The 17812-nt window shown below is 63.5% G+C and carries 13 protein-coding genes and 1 pseudogene; 6 read left to right on the top strand and 8 right to left on the bottom strand.

Annotation, left to right across the window (positions count from 1 at the left end):
• Positions 1-24 precede the first annotated feature (24 nt).
• On the bottom strand, positions 25-1029 hold the full coding sequence (locus CP49_RS41420; protein ID WP_245311137.1) for a Bug family tripartite tricarboxylate transporter substrate binding protein: 1005 nt from the start codon (positions 1027-1029) through the stop codon (positions 25-27).
• Positions 1030-1067: 38 nt separating this feature from the next.
• On the opposite strand from CP49_RS41420, the gene CP49_RS41415 reads away from it, so the two are divergent.
• Positions 1068-2771: an FAD-dependent oxidoreductase gene (locus CP49_RS41415; RefSeq protein WP_057855831.1), complete on the top strand. Its 1704-nt coding sequence runs from the start codon at positions 1068-1070 to the stop codon at positions 2769-2771.
• A 326-nt stretch (positions 2772-3097) separates the two neighbouring features.
• On the opposite strand, the gene CP49_RS41410 is transcribed toward CP49_RS41415, so the two are convergent.
• Complete coding sequence (locus CP49_RS41410) at positions 3098-4378, bottom strand: amidohydrolase family protein (RefSeq protein ID WP_057855830.1); 1281 nt, start codon at positions 4376-4378, stop codon at positions 3098-3100.
• Between the two features lie 352 nt (positions 4379-4730).
• On the opposite strand from CP49_RS41410, the gene CP49_RS41405 reads away from it, so the two are divergent.
• Positions 4731-4958 (top strand): hypothetical protein, encoded by a 228-nt coding sequence (locus CP49_RS41405; protein ID WP_057855829.1) that lies wholly within the window; start codon positions 4731-4733, stop codon positions 4956-4958.
• A 101-nt stretch (positions 4959-5059) separates the two neighbouring features.
• On the opposite strand, the gene CP49_RS41400 is transcribed toward CP49_RS41405, so the two are convergent.
• Entirely contained in the window at positions 5060-6232 is a 1173-nt protein-coding gene (locus CP49_RS41400; RefSeq protein ID WP_057855828.1) for a thiolase family protein, read from the bottom strand.
• 294 nt (positions 6233-6526) lie between these two features.
• Between CP49_RS41400 and CP49_RS48855 the strand changes: the two genes are divergently transcribed.
• A complete protein-coding gene (locus CP49_RS48855; protein ID WP_276326551.1) occupies positions 6527-6655 on the top strand; it encodes a hypothetical protein in 129 nt (42 codons plus the stop codon).
• A gap of 28 nt (positions 6656-6683) precedes the next feature.
• Here CP49_RS48855 and CP49_RS41395 read toward each other — a convergent pair whose 3' ends face one another.
• From CP49_RS41395 to CP49_RS41375, 5 genes and pseudogenes are all read right to left on the bottom strand, one after another.
• Positions 6684-7661, bottom strand: a complete 978-nt coding sequence (locus CP49_RS41395) for a Bug family tripartite tricarboxylate transporter substrate binding protein (RefSeq protein WP_063791853.1) — start codon at positions 7659-7661, stop codon at positions 6684-6686.
• 29 nt (positions 7662-7690) lie between these two features.
• On the bottom strand, positions 7691-8710 hold the full coding sequence (locus tag CP49_RS41390) for a Gfo/Idh/MocA family protein (RefSeq protein WP_156438934.1): 1020 nt from the start codon (positions 8708-8710) through the stop codon (positions 7691-7693).
• A gap of 358 nt (positions 8711-9068) precedes the next feature.
• Positions 9069-10649, bottom strand: a complete 1581-nt coding sequence (locus tag CP49_RS41385; protein ID WP_057855825.1) for an alkaline phosphatase D family protein — start codon at positions 10647-10649, stop codon at positions 9069-9071.
• 330 nt (positions 10650-10979) lie between these two features.
• Positions 10980-11405, bottom strand: a complete 426-nt coding sequence (locus tag CP49_RS41380) for a hypothetical protein (protein ID WP_057855824.1) — start codon at positions 11403-11405, stop codon at positions 10980-10982.
• Positions 11406-11549: 144 nt separating this feature from the next.
• Positions 11550-15026, bottom strand: a pseudogene (locus CP49_RS41375) (indolepyruvate ferredoxin oxidoreductase family protein); the annotation flags it as partial.
• Positions 15027-15216: 190 nt separating this feature from the next.
• On the opposite strand from CP49_RS41375, the gene CP49_RS41370 reads away from it, so the two are divergent.
• From CP49_RS41370 to CP49_RS41360, 3 genes are all read left to right on the top strand, one after another.
• Positions 15217-16161: a hypothetical protein gene (locus CP49_RS41370; protein WP_057855822.1), complete on the top strand. Its 945-nt coding sequence runs from the start codon at positions 15217-15219 to the stop codon at positions 16159-16161.
• A gap of 107 nt (positions 16162-16268) precedes the next feature.
• Positions 16269-17069 carry an SDR family NAD(P)-dependent oxidoreductase gene (locus CP49_RS41365; RefSeq protein ID WP_057855821.1) on the top strand — a complete coding sequence of 267 codons (801 nt, stop codon included), beginning with the start codon at positions 16269-16271 and terminating at the stop codon, positions 17067-17069.
• Between the two features lie 432 nt (positions 17070-17501).
• Complete coding sequence (locus CP49_RS41360) at positions 17502-17726, top strand: hypothetical protein (protein WP_057855820.1); 225 nt, start codon at positions 17502-17504, stop codon at positions 17724-17726.
• Positions 17727-17812 lie beyond the last annotated feature (86 nt).

The following is a 17812-nucleotide window of genomic DNA, read 5'->3' as shown; positions in this document are numbered from 1 at the left end:
ATAGCCGCACGATCGAGACCCGTCTTATTCGCTCTTGATTCCCGCCTCTGCGATCAGCTTCCCCCATTTCGCGCTTTCGCTCTGAATGAATCTGGCGAAGGCGTCGGGCGACGAGGGCGCCGGTTCAGCGCCGAGCACGCGGATCTTCTCGATAGCCGCGGGATCGCTCAATGCCTTCACGAAAGCCGCGTTCAGTTTACCGACGATGTCGGGCGGCGTGCCCGCGGGCGCAACGATTCCAAACCAGCCGACGGATTCAAATCCGCTCAGGCCCAACTCCGCCAGCGGCGCAACGTCCGGCAGGAATACGACGCGCTTGGCGGCAGAGACCCCGAGCGCCCTGAGCTTGCCCTCCCGGATCAATTGCTGGGACGCCGGGATATCCAGCACGGCTAGCGGAATGTGGCCGGCAAGAACGTCCACCGCGGCCGGCGCGGTGCCGCGATAGGCGATCAATTGAATTCTGATATCCGCCTTTTGCGCGAAGAGCGCCGAGGTCAGGTGCATGGCGGTGCCGCTGCCGCCATGGCCGACCGACAGATTTTGCGGTTGGGCCTTGGCCCTCGCAATGAGGTCCGCGACCGAAGAAATTTCTGATTTTTGCGATGCAACCAACACGAACGGGATTTCCGCCAGCAGGGTGACGGGCACAAGATCCTTCAGCGGATCGAACGGCATCGCCGCACGATTGAGGTGAGGATTGACCGTCAGCACGCCCGCTGCGGCGACGCCGACCGTATAACCGTCCGGCGCGGCCTGCGCCACGGCGCCAATTCCGATGTTGCCGCCCGCTCCCGCCCGATTTTCGATGACGATCGGCTGACGGAGATCCTCCGCCAGCGCCGGCTGCAGGGCACGGATCACGATATCGGCACTGCCGCCGGGCGGAAACGACACGATGATCTTGATCGGCTGGTCGGGATATGCGTTTGCTATACTGGCCGCAGATGGCGACAGCAGCGAGAACACGACAACAAGGCCCAAGACAACAGGACCCAAGGCTACGCCCTGCCGCATCGATCGAAACATCCACGTCTCCCCCGATGAATTTTTTGTGGCTATCAGTTATGCATGATCGTCCCAACGCAGCAAGCGACAAGGCAGTGAGCGACAAGGTGAAGACCTCTTCGGTTCTCGTGGTCGGCGCCGGCCCGGTCGGACTAACGCTCGCCATGGACCTCGCGCTGCGGGGAATATCCGTCACGATAGTGGAAACGCGCTCGGCCGGCGAGCCGCCGAGCGTGAAGTGCAACCACGTCTCGTCGCGTTCGATGGAGATCTTCCGCCGGCTCGGGCTGGCGCAGAAGTTGCGCGACACCGGACTGCCGGCCGACTACCCGAACGATTGCTCTTACCGCACCACAGCAACGGGCATTGAGCTTTCGCGCATCCTGATTCCCTGCCGGCGCGATCGCTATACCGCCACCGGCGGACCCGATACCGATTGGCCGACGGCCGAGCCGCCGCACCGCATCAACCAGATCTACATGGAACCCGCGCTGTTCGAGCACGCAGCAGCAATCAACGGCCTTCAGATTCTGAACCGCACCGCGTTCGAGGATTTCAGCGAAGGCAATGACGGCATCGTTGCGACCGTCCGGAACCTCGATACCGGAACTGCCTCGCAGATTCATGCCGATTTCATCGTCGGCTGCGATGGGGCGCGTTCGCTCGTTCGCAAGGCCATCGATGCGAATTTGCAGGGAACACCGATCATCCAGCGCGTGCAATCGACGTACATACATGCGCCCGGCCTAATCGATCTCATGGACCGGCCCGCCTGGATGACGCTGGCGCTCAATCCGCGGCGCTGCGGCACGGTGGTCGCGATCGATGGCCGGGAGAAATGGTTGATCCACAACCACCTCAATCGCGAGGACGAGACCTTCGAGTCGGTCGATCGCGACGCCTCGATCCGCGCCATCCTCGGCGTCGGCCCTGACTTCGAATACAAAGTCCTGAGCAAGGAGGACTGGGTCGGCCGCCGCCTTGTCGCCGACCGGTTTCGCAAGGGGCGCGCGTTCATCTGCGGGGACGCCGCGCATTTGTGGATGCCCTATGCCGGCTACGGCATGAATGCCGGCATCGCTGATGCGACCAACCTCGCCTGGCTGCTGGCCGCCTATTTGCAGGGATGGGCCGACGTCGCCATCCTCGATGCCTATGAAGCCGAACGCCTTCCGATCACCGAGCAAGTGTCCCGCTTTGCGATGGAGATGGCGGGTAAGGTGTTGAGCCAGCGCCGTACCGTTCCCGATGCGATCGAGCAGCCGGGGCCGGAGGGCGACGCCGTCCGCAAGCAAGTGGGGCAAGCGGCCTATGATTTGAACGTGCAGCAATATTGCTGCGCCGGCCTCAACTTCGGTTATTTCTACGATCGCTCCCCGATCATCGCCTATGACGGCGCCGAGCAGCCGGGCTTTACGATGGCGGAGTTCACGCCGTCCTCGACACCGGGCTGCCGGCTTCCGTTCGCGAAATTGTCCGACGGACGGCCGGTCTATGATGCGCTTGGCCCGGGCTACACCCTGTTGCGCTACGATCCTGACATTGCGGTTGAGCCCTTGGCTGAGGCGATGCGCGCCAATGGCGTCCCGTTCGCGGTTGTCGACATACCAGCCGGTGAAGTCCAGGCCGCGGGCCACAAGCTCATCCTTGCGCGCACCGATCAGCACGTCGCCTGGCGGGGCGATGCGATCCCGGACGATCCCGCCCCGCTCGTCGGCAAGCTGCTCGGGCGAGCCGGCGCGCCCGCCTCCGCTCCCGCCTGAGACAAGGCGATCCATCGCATCTCATGCTGTGAGGGACGCAGCGGCGGCAGGGTTCCCTCCGGGAGGGTTAGGGAGAGGGGTGCCACACGACGTGCTCTCTCAGTGCGGGTCCCACCACGAGCGACCGGGATTGAGAAGGTGATGCGCGCATCGATTATCTCGCCCGGGGCTTACCCCTCTCCCCAACCCTCCCCCGCAAGGGGGGAGGGAGCCTAGCCGGTGTGCTCACCTTACGTTGGATGTGATCAGCGCAGCGGGAGAGCGAGCCCAATCTCTTCGCGGTCGCCGTGCGAACTGATCTTATCATGATCTAGCGGTGCGATCGTTCACCGTACCGCGAACGGTGCCTGGTAGGGCCGGCCGAACGGCACGCCGTTAATCACGGTCTGCACCGGCTTGAGCAGCAGCTTGCCCTCGCGCTTGTTGTTGCGGGTGTCGACAAACGAGGTCTGCCCCTCCACGAGCTCCAGGATCGCGACGTCGCCGGGCGCGCCGATCTGCACCGTGCCGATCTTCGGCGCGCGGTTGATGATCTTGGCGGGCGTTATCGTCGCCGCCGCCACCGCCTGCTCCAGCGAAAGCCCGAGCGCGATGAACTTGCTCATGACGTTCGGCAGATAGGGCATGCCCGGCGAATTGCCGGAGAAGACGTGGATGTCGGAGGAGATCGTATCAGGCGTGCAGCCGCCGGGAAGCGCCACCTCCGCCACCGTGAAGTCGAAGCTGCCGCCGCCATGGCCGACATCGAACATCACCCCGCGCTGCTTGGCGGATAGCGCCGCCGGCAACAGCTTGCCGTCCTGCACGATGTTGGTGAAGGCGCCGCCGATGTTCGGCGCGCCGGAATAGGCGTGCGTCAACACGTCGCCCGGCCGCATCAGGTCGAGAATCTGCGACATCAGCTCCTTGGTCTCGACGCCGCCGATGTGGACCATCATCTTGGCCGGCCAGCCGCACATTTCGCAGGCCTTGATCGAACGCATGAGCGGCTCCAGGCCGTGCTTGGCGATCACGTTCTCCGACATCCTGACCTTCACGCCGAGCAGGAAATCCGGATTTTCGGCCAGCGCCATCGCGCAGGCATCCACCTGCGCGTAATCGATGTTGTAGAGCTCGGCGACCGGGAATCCGGACAGGCCGTTGTTGGCAATGTGGACGAAGGCGTAAATCCGCGCCCGCGACTGCGCCACGATGTAGCGGCGCAGCGCGGCGAGGTTGTTGACGCCGGCATCGCCCGCCGACACCACCGTGGTGGTGGCCTGCGCCTGCACCAGCTCGTCGGCGGGAATGCCGATCGCCGAGCCGTAGGGGTAAACGTGGGAATGCAGATCGATCAGGCCAGGCGTTACCAGCTTGCCTGATGCGTCGATGGTCTTCGCCGCACGGGCGGCCGGAATCTCGTTCTCGACCGCCTCGATCAAGCCCCAGCGAATGCCGATGTCACGCTTGCCCCTAAGCGACTGGCTGGGATCGAGCACCTCGCCGCCCTTGATCACGAGATCGAACTTGTCGTTCGGCCCCATCGCGGCGTTGGCGCGGCCGGACATGGCGGTAATGGCGGCCGTCCCCGTCAGGCTCAGAAAATCACGGCGTGAAAACCCGGTCATCGCAGCGCTCCCCCCGATATGATTTTATCTGAGGATGATGCGCCGGGCGTCGGCGTTCCGCAAGCAAGGCGTGCATCTCCCACGCAAAGCCCACGGTGGTGCCGATGATCCCCGAGTGGGCAGGCCAGTGCGTTTTCGTAGGATGGGTGGAGCGAAGCGATACCCATCGCCCCACGAACGCTGGCGTTGATGGGTATCGCTTCGCTCCACCCATCCTACGAATCTATCCAAAAAAGTCGAACGGCCAACGCGACGCACGCATCTGAACAAGCGTTCAGAATTCTCTTGAAGTTCCGCGGGAACGTCCCCTGCTACGTGATGTTTCATCCTCGCTCAATTGAGGAGAGTTGGAATGAAGAAGCTTGGATACGTTATCGCCGCGCTTGGCGCGATCATCATCGCGGCGCCGTCGATTGCGAGCGCTGAGACCGTCGTGATCAAGCGTGGCGGTTATCACGGCCATCACCACGGCTACGGCGCGCGCGCCGAATTTCGAGGGCACCGCGGCCGCGGCTACCATCGCGGATGGCGGCATGGTCATCGCGACAAGGTCGTGATCATCAAGAAGCATCGCTACTGAGGCCCGAGGGCCTCAAACGGAACGAGGCCTCAAACGGAAAATGGCTCCTTGCGGAGCCATCTTCTTTGTTGCGCGCGTTCTCTTACGAGCGCCTGAAAATCTTAGCTATAGATTTCGAACAGACCTGCGCCGCCCTGGCCGCCGCCGATACACATCGTGACGACGCCCCACTTGGCCTTGCGCCGGCGACCTTCCTGCAGGATGTGGCCGGTGAGACGCGCACCGGTCATGCCGAAGGGGTGGCCGATCGCAATCGAGCCGCCGTTGACGTTGTACTTTTCCGGATCGATGCCGAGCTTGTCGCGCGAATAGAGGCACTGGCTGGCGAAGGCCTCGTTGAGCTCCCAGAGATCGATGTCATCGATCTTCAGGCCGTGGCGCTTCAACAGTTTCGGCACGGCGTAGATCGGGCCGATGCCCATCTCGTCCGGCTCGCAGCCCGCGGCCGCCCAGGCGACAAAGCGGCCCATCGGATTGAGGCCGCGCTTCTCGGCGTCCTTGGCTTCCATGAGCACGACCGCCGCAGCACCGTCCGAGAGCTGGCTGGCGTTGCCGGCGGTGACGTATTTGCCCGGACCCTTGACAGGCTCAAGCTTGGCGAGGCCTTCCATGGTGGTCTCGGGGCGGTTGCACTCGTCGCGATCGACGGTGTAGTCGACGATGCTTTCCGCCTTGGTCGCCTTGTCGACCACCTTCATCTTGGTCTTCATCGGGACGATTTCGTCCTTGAACTTGTTGGCCTGCTGGGCGGCCGCCATGCGGCGCTGCGATTCCAGCGAGTATTCGTCCTGGTATTCGCGGCTGAGCTTGTAGCGCTCGGCGACGATATCGGCGGTGTCGATCATCGCCATGAAGATGTCGGGGGCAGCCTTGAGCAGATCGGGATCGATCGATTCCTTGGGCGAGCCGCCGCCCGGGATCGAGATGCTCTCGACGCCGCCGGCCACGATGCAATCCGCGCCGTCAGAGCGGATCGAGTTGGCGGCCATCGCGATGGTCTGCAGGCCGGAGGAGCAGAACCGGTTGACGGAGACGCCGGCCGTCGATTTCGGCAGGCCCGCGAGCAGCGCGGCCTGGCGGCCGATATTGGGCGCGCCATGCGCGCAATTGCCGAGATAGCAGTCCTCGACATATTCCTTTTCGACGCCGGCGCGCTCGACGGCGTGCTTGATGGCGTGAGCCGCCATCGACATCGGCGGGGTGATGTTGAACCCGCCGCGGCCGGACTTTGCCAGCCCCGTACGTGCATAGGAAACGATGACAGCTTCACGCATTTTGAAGACCTCCCTTTGATGCGATCCAGTATGGACTGGAGCCGCGCCGGTGTGTAGCTAAAACCCGAATTCCGGCCCGCGGAAAAGAATTGCCCGCAGCCCGGCCCGGAGCGGGGATTTACACAACGCCTGTCCTTCGGCAAGGCCGTGCTGGCGTTCCGGCTTTTGCAGCCGCGCGCCGCGACGCGCGACGAAAGACGCATGGATCGGCTATTTCACTAAGCGAAATTGACCGCTATTGAGATCACCCGCGTGCAAGGGTGCGGAGCGATCAGGACCAGGTCAGGGGGTGCGATGGTAAGGGCGTTGCGACAATGGCTGGAAACCCATGAACTGCCCGCGATCATCGCCGCTGTGCTCGGCGTGGTCGTGACGCTTTCCGTACTGCTGGTGGTGGGCGGTTATCTTGCGGTGACGCCCTGAGCCAACTTGATGTGGCGCACCGGACGCTTCATTTCCCGGTTCCGGCGGCAGCAAGAATGGGTGCCCAGCGTGCGATCTCGGATCGAACAAAGCGATCGAATGCAGCCGGGTTGCGTTCGTCCTTTGCCGGTATCGAGCCACCGAGCTGGGCAATCCGCTCGCGCACGACATCCTCATCGAGCGCTCGCTCGAGCGCGTCGGAAAGCCTGGCGATGATTTCGGGCGAAACGCCCTTCGGCGCAAACAGTCCTGCCCAGACGCTCATCTCGTAGTTGATGCCGGCCTCCCTGGCGGTCGGAACATTGGGCAGCGTTTCGAGGCGTTTCGCGGCAGAGACCGCGAACGCCTTGACCGAACCGGCCAGAACCGACTCCGCCACGCTGACCGACTGCTCGCACATGAAATCGACGTGCCCCCCGACCAGATCATTCAATGCCGGGCCCGAACCACGATAGGCAACAAGCGCCGGCTTCGCGCCGATTTCCGCCGTGAACAACAGACACGCCATATGCGAGGACGCGCCGATGCCGCCATGGGCCTGCTTCACCGCATCACCCCGTTGCCGGAGGGCTACGACGAACTCCTTCAGGTCCTTTGCCGGGAAATCCTTCCGCGCGATAACGACTGCCGGAGAGTGGGCGGTGAAGCCGATCGGCACAAAGTCGGCAACGGGATCGTATTTGAGGTTCGGCGTCAGCACCGGAGCCGCGACATGCGAGCCCATCGCCGCGGCAAGCAGGGTGTAGCCGTCGGGTGCAGCCGCCGCGACGCGCCCGCTGCCGACCGTGCCGCCGGCGCCGCTGACGTTCTCGATGACGATGGATTGCCCGAGGGTCTTCGACATCTGGTTGGTGACGATGCGCGCGACGACGTCGCTTGCGCCTCCGGGAGGGAACGGCACGACCACCGTGATCGCTCTGGAGGGGTAGTCCTGCGCGCCTACTTCCCCGGCGATGCCGACCAATACCATCGCAACCGCGCAAGCTTTCCAGACACCAGGTTTCATAACGCGCTCCTATCCGTGCTGCTGCGCGGTCATTTTTTCGCATCACCGTTCAATATTTCCGCAACCTCGACCGAACGTCCCTCACGCGCCGAGAGAATGCCGGCGCGTACCACTGCGAGCGATCTCGTCGCCTCCTCGCCCCCGACTTCGTGCTGGCGCTGCCCGCGCGCCGCCGCGGCAAACTCCTCGAGCTCCTCGACCAGCGTGTCGTTGCTTGCGCATGGCACCGCAACCGGCTGGCTTTCACCGCGCTTGAGCAGCCGGAGCCCATTGTGCAAATCATAAAACGCCGTCAGGTCTTTGCCGTAGACGTTCATCAGGTAATATTCGGACGCCGAGGCGTAGCTCGCATTCAGCGTCGAAAGCGCGCCGTTCTCATGCTGCAGGATCAGGCTCGCGACATCCGGATTGTCGCCGGGCAGCACCAGTTGCACCGACTGCGCGCGCACCGCATGGATCGGCCCGATCAGGTATGCGAGCACGTCGATATAGTGGATTCCGATCTGCAGCATCACGCCGCCCGGCATGCCCGCGGCCTGATAGCGCCAGGAGGTGAGATCGACCTTGCCGAGGCGATCGCGGCTGATATTTGCTTCGGCATTGACGAGCTTGCCGAACCGGCCGGCTTCGATCTGCTGCCTGATATAGCGGAAATGGCTCTCGCGCCGCCGCTGATAGCCGAGCGCCAGAACCACGCCGGCCTTGCGACAGGCCTCGGTGATGGCGTGGCCATCCGAGATGCTATTGGCGATCGGCTTGTCCAGAAAGACGTGCTTGCCCGCGGCCGCGGCAGCGCAGGTCGTCGCCAGATGCACGTCGTTCGGCGTCGTGTTGATGATCGCCTCGATCTCGGCATCGGCGAGTATCGCCTCAAAGCTCGCGGCCGGCCGGCAGCGGTATTTTGCCGCGAAACTTTTGCGTTTTTCATCGGACCGGGTGTAGCAGCTACGGATCTCGAGCTTGCCCGAGCGCTGGATGGCATCGGCCAGAACGTCGGACCACCATCCCATCCCGATACAGGCCACGCGGAGCGGATCGGCACTCGTCACTTTGCCCTCCCCAATACTCTCTCTTCCCAAGGCCGAGTTTGGTCGGCTGGCTTCGGCCCCTGCTATGTCATTCCCAATTCACGCCGATCGACTCGACGCCCATCTTGGCGATCCGCAAATCGGTCTCCCAATCACCACCGCTCACGCCGACACCGCCGCTTGCTCTCGGCGACAAACATGGCAGCGCTCCGGTCGGAGGGACAGGCGAATTGTGCGCCACCGCAACACCTCCTTCAAGTAATAATACGCAACTTCCAGATGCGATTTTGCACCCTGCTCGTCGGCAAGGCAAACCTATCCAAACTATGAGGCGCGAACATGGAGGGATTCCGTGCCGACAGTCTCCCGATCGAACACGTTAGATATGCTGCGCCATGATCTGGCCGGGCCGCGCATCCGGGCGGGGCTCGATATCGACCGACCACAGGTCGCGGTTGTCGACGTCTTTAAGTGTCACGGTCATCACACCGGACTTGCCGTCGATGTGGACGCGACCAAAGAACTGCATGCCGTAACAGGGGGCGAGGTTCTCGCCGCTGCAGCCCTTCTGGAACATCACTGTGGGGCCGAACGTATTGTCGAGCGGGGCCGGCGCCCAGGTGCCGGCATGCAGCGGGCCGGAAACGAACTCCCAGAACGGTTCGAAATCCTGATAGGCCGCGCGGTTCGGATCGTAATGGTGTGCGGCGGTGTAATGCATGTCGGCGGTCAGCCACACCGTGTTGCGGATGCCGGCGCGCTTCATGAACGACAACAGATCGGCAATCTCGTGCTCGCGCCGCTCCGGCGGACCGTCGCCGAGCGCAATGGCGTCCTCACTGACCAACCCGATCGGCATGTCGGCGGCGATCACTTTCCAGGTGGCGTCCGACGCCACCAGTTCGCGCTTCAGCCACGCCAGTTGCGCCGCGCCCAGAATGCAGGTGTCGCCGTGGTCGTCGCGCTTATTCCAGGTGGAATCGCGGTAGCTGCGCATGTCGATCATGAAGACGTCGAGCAGCGGGCCGTAGGCGATCTTGCGATAGATGCGGCCGTCCTCCTGCGTGGGCAAAGAGCGCATCGGCATGAACTCATGGAACGCGCGGCGCGCCCGCGCCACCAGAAGTGAGGAGCCGTCCTCGGCATAGCCGGTCTCGTCGGCCGTGCCGATCGGCGCCCAGTCGTTGGTGACCTCGTGATCGTCCCATTGCGCGAACAACGGGACGGCGGCATGGAAGGCGCGATAGTTTTCGTCGAGCCAATTGTATTTGTAGTTGCCGCGGAACTCAGCGAGACTTTGGGCGACGACGGATTTTTCCTCGGTGACGATGTTTCGCCAGACCCCGCCGTCGGGCAGCTTCAACTCCCGCTCCACCGGGCAATCCGCATAGATGTGATCGCCGGAATGGATGAAGAAGTCCGGACGGTTGTCGAGCATCGTGCGGTAAGTCCGCATGCCGCCGCGGCTTTCATCGATGCCCCAACCCTGGCCCGTCGTATCGCCCGACCAGGCGAACGATATCGAACTTCGCGACGTCGGGGCGGTGCGGAAGTGCCCAACCTGCGTCTCGCCGGCGAGCCCCTGCCCGTCGACGCTTTCAAACCGCACGCGATAGAAAATGTCCTGCCCGGGCGGCAGGCCGTCGAGCAGCACCTTTGAGGTGAAATCGCTGTCCGGCAAGGCATCGGCGGTCGCCGAGCCGATGATGGTCTTGAAGCTCTCGAGCGTAGAACACTCGACCTGCATGCGGGCGGCGCGATCGGCGCGCGCCCAGATCACCGCGGAGTTGGCCGAGACGTCGCCCGATTGAATGCCGCTCGTGATGAGAGGCCGATCCGCGGCGCGGCTGAGGTAAGGTCTGGCGAGACTGCCGAGACCGGCGACGGCGCATGTTGCGGCGGAGCGGACCAGCAATTGACGCCGGCTCATAGCTTGCCCGGCGCGTATCGCAATCGGCATCGAAGCACCCTCGTCGAATCACGACAAAGGTGTGCCTGAGCAATTTGAATGCTGGCCGAAGGTTTTGCGACAGGTGGATGACGTGATGGTGGAGCCGTAGGATGGGTGGAGCGCAGCGATACCCATCAATTCTCGCTGTCAGACCTCATCCTGAGGAGCCGCGCAGCGGCGTCTCGAAGGATGAATGGCACCAGCGGGGCCTCGTGGTTCTCCCGGCGATGCGTAGCATCGTCCGGAGACGGCGCGGAGCCTGTCATCGGGCCGCGCTTCGCGCGGACCCGTTGGCGCCTCCTCACCATGAGGGTTGATGGTTGCCGCGCAACGAGAACGTCACCGCTGCCAGTCGCAGATGCCGCCGGACCTGCACGGCCAGGTCTGGATCCGCGTGTCGCGCGCCTGCGCGTCGAGCGGATTGGTAGGGCGGCGCGCAAGTTTGGCGCGAGCCGCAGCGCGCGGCTTCTCCACACGCTCCTGCACAACGCGCGTCTTCCGCTCGGCGGTCCTCGGAACCACGTTCCGCTCGGCAGCCTTAGGCACAACCACGCGCTCCGTCTTCACCGGCTTGCGGTCGGTTCTGGCCTCGATCCGGACCGGGGCGAACTGCGTCGGCGGGCCGAGCCGCTTCGGCGAAAGCAGGGCCTGGGGAAGATCGAGACCAAGGATCTCGCCTGCACGGTATTCATCCGCCAGCGCGGCGCTGCCCGACATCAGGAACACCGTGCAAAGTGCTACCGCAATAGCGCTTTTCAGGACCATCGCAGGCCTCCTGAAATCAACCAAAGGTTTGAAGAACGATCCTCATGTAGGAAGCCGGCCGGACAATTCCAGCCGGTTCCGCCCTCAGGGTTGCCGGTGAGTGATCCCGGCCGTGAAGAACTTCACGAGCCGGATGAATACCCTCTATTCGGCTGCCTGCGCCACCGGCTGGCCAATCGCGGCTTCCAGCCGCGCGCACTCCGCGCGGTATTTCGCGACATTGGCTTCCTTGACGTGGCCGTAGCCGCGAACGAGTTCCGCGGATTTTGCCAGCGCTACCAGACGCGGCCAATCATGCGGCTTCGCCTTGTCGAGATGGCGGAAGATCATCGCGGAATATTCGCCCGGTAGCGCCCGCTCCATCCGCCGCTCGGCCGTGTAGCCGAAAGGATCGAAGGCGGTGCCGCGCAGGAACTTGAACCGCGTCAAGTGTTCGAAGGCGCGGAAGATCCACGAACCGAACTCGCGCTTGCGCAGATGCCCGGTCGCCCTGTCGCGGGAAGCAAGCAGCGGCGGTGCGAGGCTGACTTTGACGCCGGGGCCGCCGTCGAACTGCTCCTTCAGCGCTTTCGCAAACTCGCCGTCGGAGTAAAGCCGGGCGACTTCGTACTCATCCTTATAGGCCATCAGCTTGAACATGCCCTTTGCGAAGGCTTCGGTGAGTTCATGCGAGCCCGGCGCGGCCTTGGCCTCCCCTGTGCGGACGCGCTCGACCTCAGTGAGGTAACGCTTCGAATAGGCCGCGTCCTGGTAATCGGCCAGGAATTTGGCGCGGAAGGCGATGCTCTCGTCGAGCGTTCGCCGGACCGGTGCCGCGCCCGAACTCTTGAAGCGCGCGGCGCTGACGACGCGCTGCAGATCGTGCGCCGCGAGCCGGCCCCAGGAGAACGCCAGCCTGTTCATCTCGACCGCAGCACCATTGAGGTCGATCGCCTTCATGATCGCCTCCAGCGACAGCGGGATCGTGCCGCGCTGGAATGCAAAGCCGAGCATGAAGGCGTTGGTGGCGATGCTGTCGCCCATCAGCGCGGTAGCAAGCCCGGTGGCATCGAGGATGTCGAGATCGGAGGCACTGACGGCCTCGTTGAGCGATTCCCGCATCGTTCCCGCCTCGAAATCGATGTCGGGGTCGATGACGAAGCTCGCGGTCGGCAAGAGGTCCGCATTGACGACCGCGCGCGTCACGCCGCGCTCGGCCCGGCTCAGCGCGGGGATGCTGGTGGCGACCACGATGTCGCAGCCGAGGATGAGGTTGGCGCCGCCGGGCGCGATACGGACGGTGGAGAGATCGTCCACCCCGGGCGCGATGCGGACGTGACTCATCACAGCGCCGTTCTTCTGCGACAGCCCCGTGAAGTCGAGCGTCGAGCACGCCAGGCCCTCGACATGGGCGGCCATGCCGAGCAGCGCGCCGATGGTGATGACGCCGGTGCCGCCGATGCCGGTGACAAGGATGTTGTAGGCGCCATCAAGCGCCGGTGTGGCCGGCATTGGCAAATCGGCGAACAGCGCGGACGGATCGGCCGCCGCGCGATCGGCCTTACGCAGCTTGCCGCCATGCACGGTGACAAAGCTCGGGCAAAAGCCCTCGATGCAGGAAAAATCCTTGTTGCAGTTCGATTGGTCGATCCGCCGCTTGCGGCCGAATTCCGTCTCCAGCGGCTGCACCGAAACGCAGTTCGAAACAGCCGAGCAGTCGCCGCAGCCCTCGCAGACCCGCTCGTTGATGAAGACGCGTTTCGGCGGATCCGGATAGAGCCCGCGCTTGCGGCGGCGGCGCTTCTCCGCTGCGCACGTCTGGTCGTAGATCAGGACGGTGAGACCTTTGACCTCGCGCAGCTCCTTCTGCACTGCGTCGAGTTCGCGGCGATGATGGACGGTCGCACCTGATGGGAAATAGTTCGATGGATACTTCTGGGGATCGTCGGAGACGATGGCGAGGCGCTTGGCGCCTTCCGCCGAAACCTGGTGCGCGATTTGCGACACGCTTAAACCGCCTTCGGCCGGCTGGCCGCCGGTCATCGCCACCGCGTCGTTATAGAGGATCTTGTAGGTGATGTTGACGCCGGAAGCTGCCGCCGCGCGGATCGCCAGCAGCCCGGAATGGGTATAGGTGCCGTCGCCGAGATTCTGGAACACGTGCGCTTCATTGGTGAACGGCGCCTGCCCGATCCAGGTGACACCTTCCGCGCCCATATGCGAGATCGTCTGCGTCCGGCGGTTCGGCACAGACAGCGCCATGCCGTGACAGCCGATGCCGGCCATCGCGCGGCTGCCCTCGGGGATCTTGGTCGAGGTGTTGTGCGGACAGCCCGAACAGAAATACGGCGTCCGCTGCAGTTTTGCTGCGCCAGTGGCTTCCGCCGGACGGTCAAAGGCCTCGAGCTTTGCCAGGCGCTGCTCCAGCGCCGGGCTGCGATGACCAAGCCTGCGCAGCCGCGCGACGACGGCCGCCGCGACCATGGTCGGCGTTAGTTCACCTTCGCTCGGCAGTAGCAGCGCGCCGCTCTCGTCGCGCTTACCGACTACTGATGGCCGCTTGGAGGCATCGACATTATAAAGAATGCGCAGGAGCTGATCTTCGATGAAGCCGCGCTTCTCCTCGACCACGAGCACGTCCTGCAAACCTTCCGCGAACGCCTTTGCTCCGGATTCCTCCAGCGGCCAGGTCAGCGCCACCTTGTAGATGCGCAAGCCCAGCGCCTGCGCTTCCGCGTCCGTAATGCCGAGATCGGCCAACGCCTGACGGAGATCGAGATAGGCCTTGCCAGTTGCCATGATGCCGAGTCGCGCCGGTTTGGAATCCAGCACGATGCGATCGAAGCTGTTGACGCGGGTGAACGCCGCCACCGCCTGCATCTTCGGGCCGTGCAGCCGCCGCTCCTGCTCCAGCGGTCCATCCGGCCAGCGGATCGAAAGCCCGCCCGGCGGCATCTCGAAATCGGTGGGAAGAATGATCCTGATGCGGTCGGGATCGCTGACGATCGAGCCGGAGCTTTCGACCGTCTCGGAAATCGCCTTGAAGCCGACCCAGCAACTTGAGTAGCGCGACAGCGCAAAGCCCAAAATGCCGAGATCGAGATAATCCTGCAGCGTCGCCGGATTGACCACCGGCATCAGTGCCGCGGCGAACACCTGCTCGCTCTGATGGGCCAGCGTCGAGGACTGGCAGCCATGGTCATCGCCGGCCAGCGCAATCACGCCGCCGTTCGGCGAGGTGCCTGCCGAATTGGCATGCTTGAGCGCGTCGACAGAACGGTCGACGCCGGGCCCCTTGCCATACCAGATACCGAACACGCCATCGACCTTGGCGCCGGGAAACATGCCGACCTGCTGGCTGCCCCACACGGCGGTCGCTGCCAGATCCTCATTGAGGCCGGGGGAGAATTCGATGTCATGCTGCTTGAGGAAAGTTTTCGCGCGCCACAGCGCGTGGTCGTACATGCCGAGCGGCGAGCCGCGGTATCCGGAGATGAAGCCTGCGGTGTTGAGCCCGGCTGCGCGGTCGCGTTCGCGCTGCAACATCGGAAGGCGGACCAGCGCCTGCGTACCTGACAGAAAAATCCGCTTCGCATCCAGACGGTACTTGTCGTCCAGCCCAACTTCCATCAACGCCATTCGTTCGCTCCCCGTCGCGCGTTCCGCCGGTTATTTGAACCGGTCTAATTGGGAACAGAATGCACTGATTTTGCTATGCGTGCCCAGCGTGGATTCATGGCCGCAGGACATATCTCACTGTCTTGTGGATCAGCCGGCCTCTTGCCGAACCCTGCCTTCTTTGAAACGCTGCGGGCAAAGGGAGACACCAGGGATGACAGAAGCGGCGTTCAGGACCGAGATACTGGAGAGCGGCAATCTGCTCGTTGGGCCGTGGCGGAGCCCGAAGCAGATGCTCCATGCGCAGGTGTATGATTCTCACGCCTCGATCCACGACGATGCGACCGCGCAAAAGCTCGGGTTTCAGGGCGGCACCATCGAGGGGCCGACCCATTTCAGCCAGTTCGCGCCGCTATGCGAACGCATCTGGGGCCAAGCCTGGTTCGAAACCGGCTGCCTATCCGCCCATTACCGCAACCCCGCCTTCGAGGGCGAGGAAGTGCAGGCCAACATCGAAAGGCCGAAGCCAGGTCAGACGATCTGCGCGATCGGCATGACCAAGCGCGACGGCACCGAGATTTTGCGCGGCACCGCGTCGGTCGGCGGCGACGGAACGGACACGGCGCTGGCGCGGCGGCTCGGCGAACTGAAGCCGCTTGCCGATCCTGTTATTCTCGTCGACCTCAAGGTCGGCATGAAGACACCCCGCCAGACGGTTAGAATGGATTTCGACCAGCACATGGGCGACCTCTATCCGTTTTCGCTTGAGCAGAAGCTGAAGGTCATCACCGAGCCTTCGGCGTATTATTCGCAGGAGCTCAACCCCTGGGGCCGCGCCATTATTCCGATCGAGATGCTGAGCGTGCTGTTTCAATACCGCGCGCGCGAAGACAAGCTGCCGGTGCGCGGGCCCGCGGTCGGGCTGTTTGCGGATCAGGAAATCCGCCTGCTGCGCGGCCCGCTATTCGCCGGCGAGAGCTACACGACCGAGCGCGAAGTGGTTGCGCTTAGCGGCAGCCGCCGCACCGAGAGCGTATGGATGCGCACCACCGTGTTCGGCGCCGACGACGCACTGGTTGCAACCATGCTCTTGAACATGGCGAGCATCAAGGATTCCTACGCCACCTACGAGCGGGAGCACAAAGCGCTCTACGGCTAGCTGAGCCTGTCCGGAAACCGATCAGGTCGCCCCCGAATACCGCGACACGCTCAAGCGAAACACCAAAGAGGTACTGAAACAGTACCCGATCCCGGGAGTGGAGTGAGATGCGCCTGAAAGATCGTGTCGCCATCGTCGTCGGCGCCGGCCAAAGCCCCGGTGAAGGCATCGGCAACGGCCGCGCCACAGCGCTCACCTTTGCGCGCGAAGGCGCGAAGGTCTTGTGCGTCGATCACAATCTGGCCTCTGCTCAGGAGACCGTCGACATGATCGCCGCCAGCGGCGGCTCCTCGGCGGCGTTCAAGGCCGACGTCACCAAAAATGCCGAGCTCGAGGCGATGGCGGAGGATGCGAAAGGACGCTGGGGTCGCATCGACGTGCTGCACAACAATGTTGGCGTCAGCCTTTCCGGCGGCGACGCCGAGTTGCTTGAGATATCAGAGGAAGCGTTCGACCGCTGCGTAGCGATCAACCTGAAGAGCTGCGTGTGGGCCGCCAAGCATGTGATCCCGATCATGCGGGCGCAGAAAAGCGGCGCGATCATCAACATCTCCTCGATGGCCGCGATCACGACCTATCCTTACGTGGCATACAAGGCGACCAAGTCGGCGATGATCGCCTTCACCGAACAGCTCGCCTATCAGAACGCGCAATACGGCATCCGCGCCAACGTCATCCTGCCCGGGCTGATGAACACGCCGATGGCCGTCGATACCCGCGCGCGCGAGTTCAAGAAAAGCCGCGCCGAAGTCGAGGCCGAACGCGACGCGAAAGTTCCGCTGCGCCAGAAGATGGGCACCGGCTGGGACGTCGCCAACGCTGCGCTGTTTCTTGCGTCGGACGAAGCGAGTTTCATCACCGGCGTGACGCTGCCGGTCGATGGCGGTGCAAGCGTACGGCGGGGATAGAAGGCAAAACCGCACAAGAAGCTATCAGACCCTCATGGTGAGGAGGCGCTTTAGCGCCGTCTCGAACCATGCGGCCCCGCCGGCGCCATTCATCCTTCGAGACGCCGCTACGCGGCTCCTCAGGATGAGGTTTGGCAGAAGTGGACGCGGAAACCGTGTCCTGACAGTCCTAAAATTTACCTTTGGTTAGTAACTTTCTCTTAAGGGTTGCGGCGATTGGGCGGTCTTTTTGACGCGCCCCTGCTCATGCGACCTGCGCCAGCGTTGTTTGTTTTTGGCTGCCCGCGTGATTCGACGAAATCGATGGATTCCAATGACACGATGATGTGACAGCGCATCGTCGCTTGTCGAAATACCGACTCGTTGCGGTCGCACGAATTTCATGTGCGCTCGCTATGAGGCGCCACAGGAATTGTGGGAAGCCGAGGTACCATGAACGAAGAAGTCGACTACGAGCTGACGCCGGCCCAGTGGGAAACGCTGAAGGCATTGCGGACGCCAGCATCAAAGCTGCCGCGCATGAGCCGCTTCACGATCGACGGCCTCATCGCGCTCGAACTTGCCACCATGAACGGCGATGCGCCCGCCATCACGGCGAAGGGACGCAAGGTGCTGATTCGCGGCTCATCGCTGCTGTTGCAGGATCTGGCGGCGTGATTTGGCTGTGACACTCACCGCCGTCATTGCGCCACCGCGCGTACGCCGCGGCCTATCCACGTCATTGCGAGCCACCCGGTCGGCGC

Origin of the sequence: Bradyrhizobium valentinum (genome assembly GCF_001440405.1) — a bacterium.
Classification (GTDB): Bacteria; Pseudomonadota; Alphaproteobacteria; order Rhizobiales; family Xanthobacteraceae; genus Bradyrhizobium; species Bradyrhizobium valentinum.
Note: the sequence above shows the minus strand (reverse complement) of the source record. Positions and strands in the feature narration are given on the sequence as shown.

Bases quoted from the DNA above. Each gene is read 5' to 3' on its own strand.
- CP49_RS41395 (WP_063791853.1), bottom strand. From the start codon at position 7,661: ATGAAACCTGGTGTCTGGAAAGCTTGCGCGGTTGCGATGGTATTGGTC.
- CP49_RS41420 (WP_245311137.1), bottom strand. From the start codon at position 1,029: ATGTTTCGATCGATGCGGCAGGGCGTAGCCTTGGGTCCTGTTGTCTTG.
- CP49_RS41410 (WP_057855830.1), bottom strand. From the start codon at position 4,378: ATGACCGGGTTTTCACGCCGTGATTTTCTGAGCCTGACGGGGACGGCC.
- CP49_RS41405 (WP_057855829.1), top strand. From the start codon at position 4,731: ATGAAGAAGCTTGGATACGTTATCGCCGCGCTTGGCGCGATCATCATC.
- CP49_RS41415 (WP_057855831.1), top strand. From the start codon at position 1,068: ATGCATGATCGTCCCAACGCAGCAAGCGACAAGGCAGTGAGCGACAAG.
- CP49_RS41370 (WP_057855822.1), top strand. From the start codon at position 15,217: ATGACAGAAGCGGCGTTCAGGACCGAGATACTGGAGAGCGGCAATCTG.
- CP49_RS41380 (WP_057855824.1), bottom strand. From the start codon at position 11,405: ATGGTCCTGAAAAGCGCTATTGCGGTAGCACTTTGCACGGTGTTCCTG.
- CP49_RS41365 (WP_057855821.1), top strand. From the start codon at position 16,269: ATGCGCCTGAAAGATCGTGTCGCCATCGTCGTCGGCGCCGGCCAAAGC.
- CP49_RS41385 (WP_057855825.1), bottom strand. From the start codon at position 10,649: ATGCCGATTGCGATACGCGCCGGGCAAGCTATGAGCCGGCGTCAATTG.
- CP49_RS41360 (WP_057855820.1), top strand. From the start codon at position 17,502: ATGAACGAAGAAGTCGACTACGAGCTGACGCCGGCCCAGTGGGAAACG.
- CP49_RS41400 (WP_057855828.1), bottom strand. From the start codon at position 6,232: ATGCGTGAAGCTGTCATCGTTTCCTATGCACGTACGGGGCTGGCAAAG.
- CP49_RS48855 (WP_276326551.1), top strand. From the start codon at position 6,527: ATGGTAAGGGCGTTGCGACAATGGCTGGAAACCCATGAACTGCCCGCG.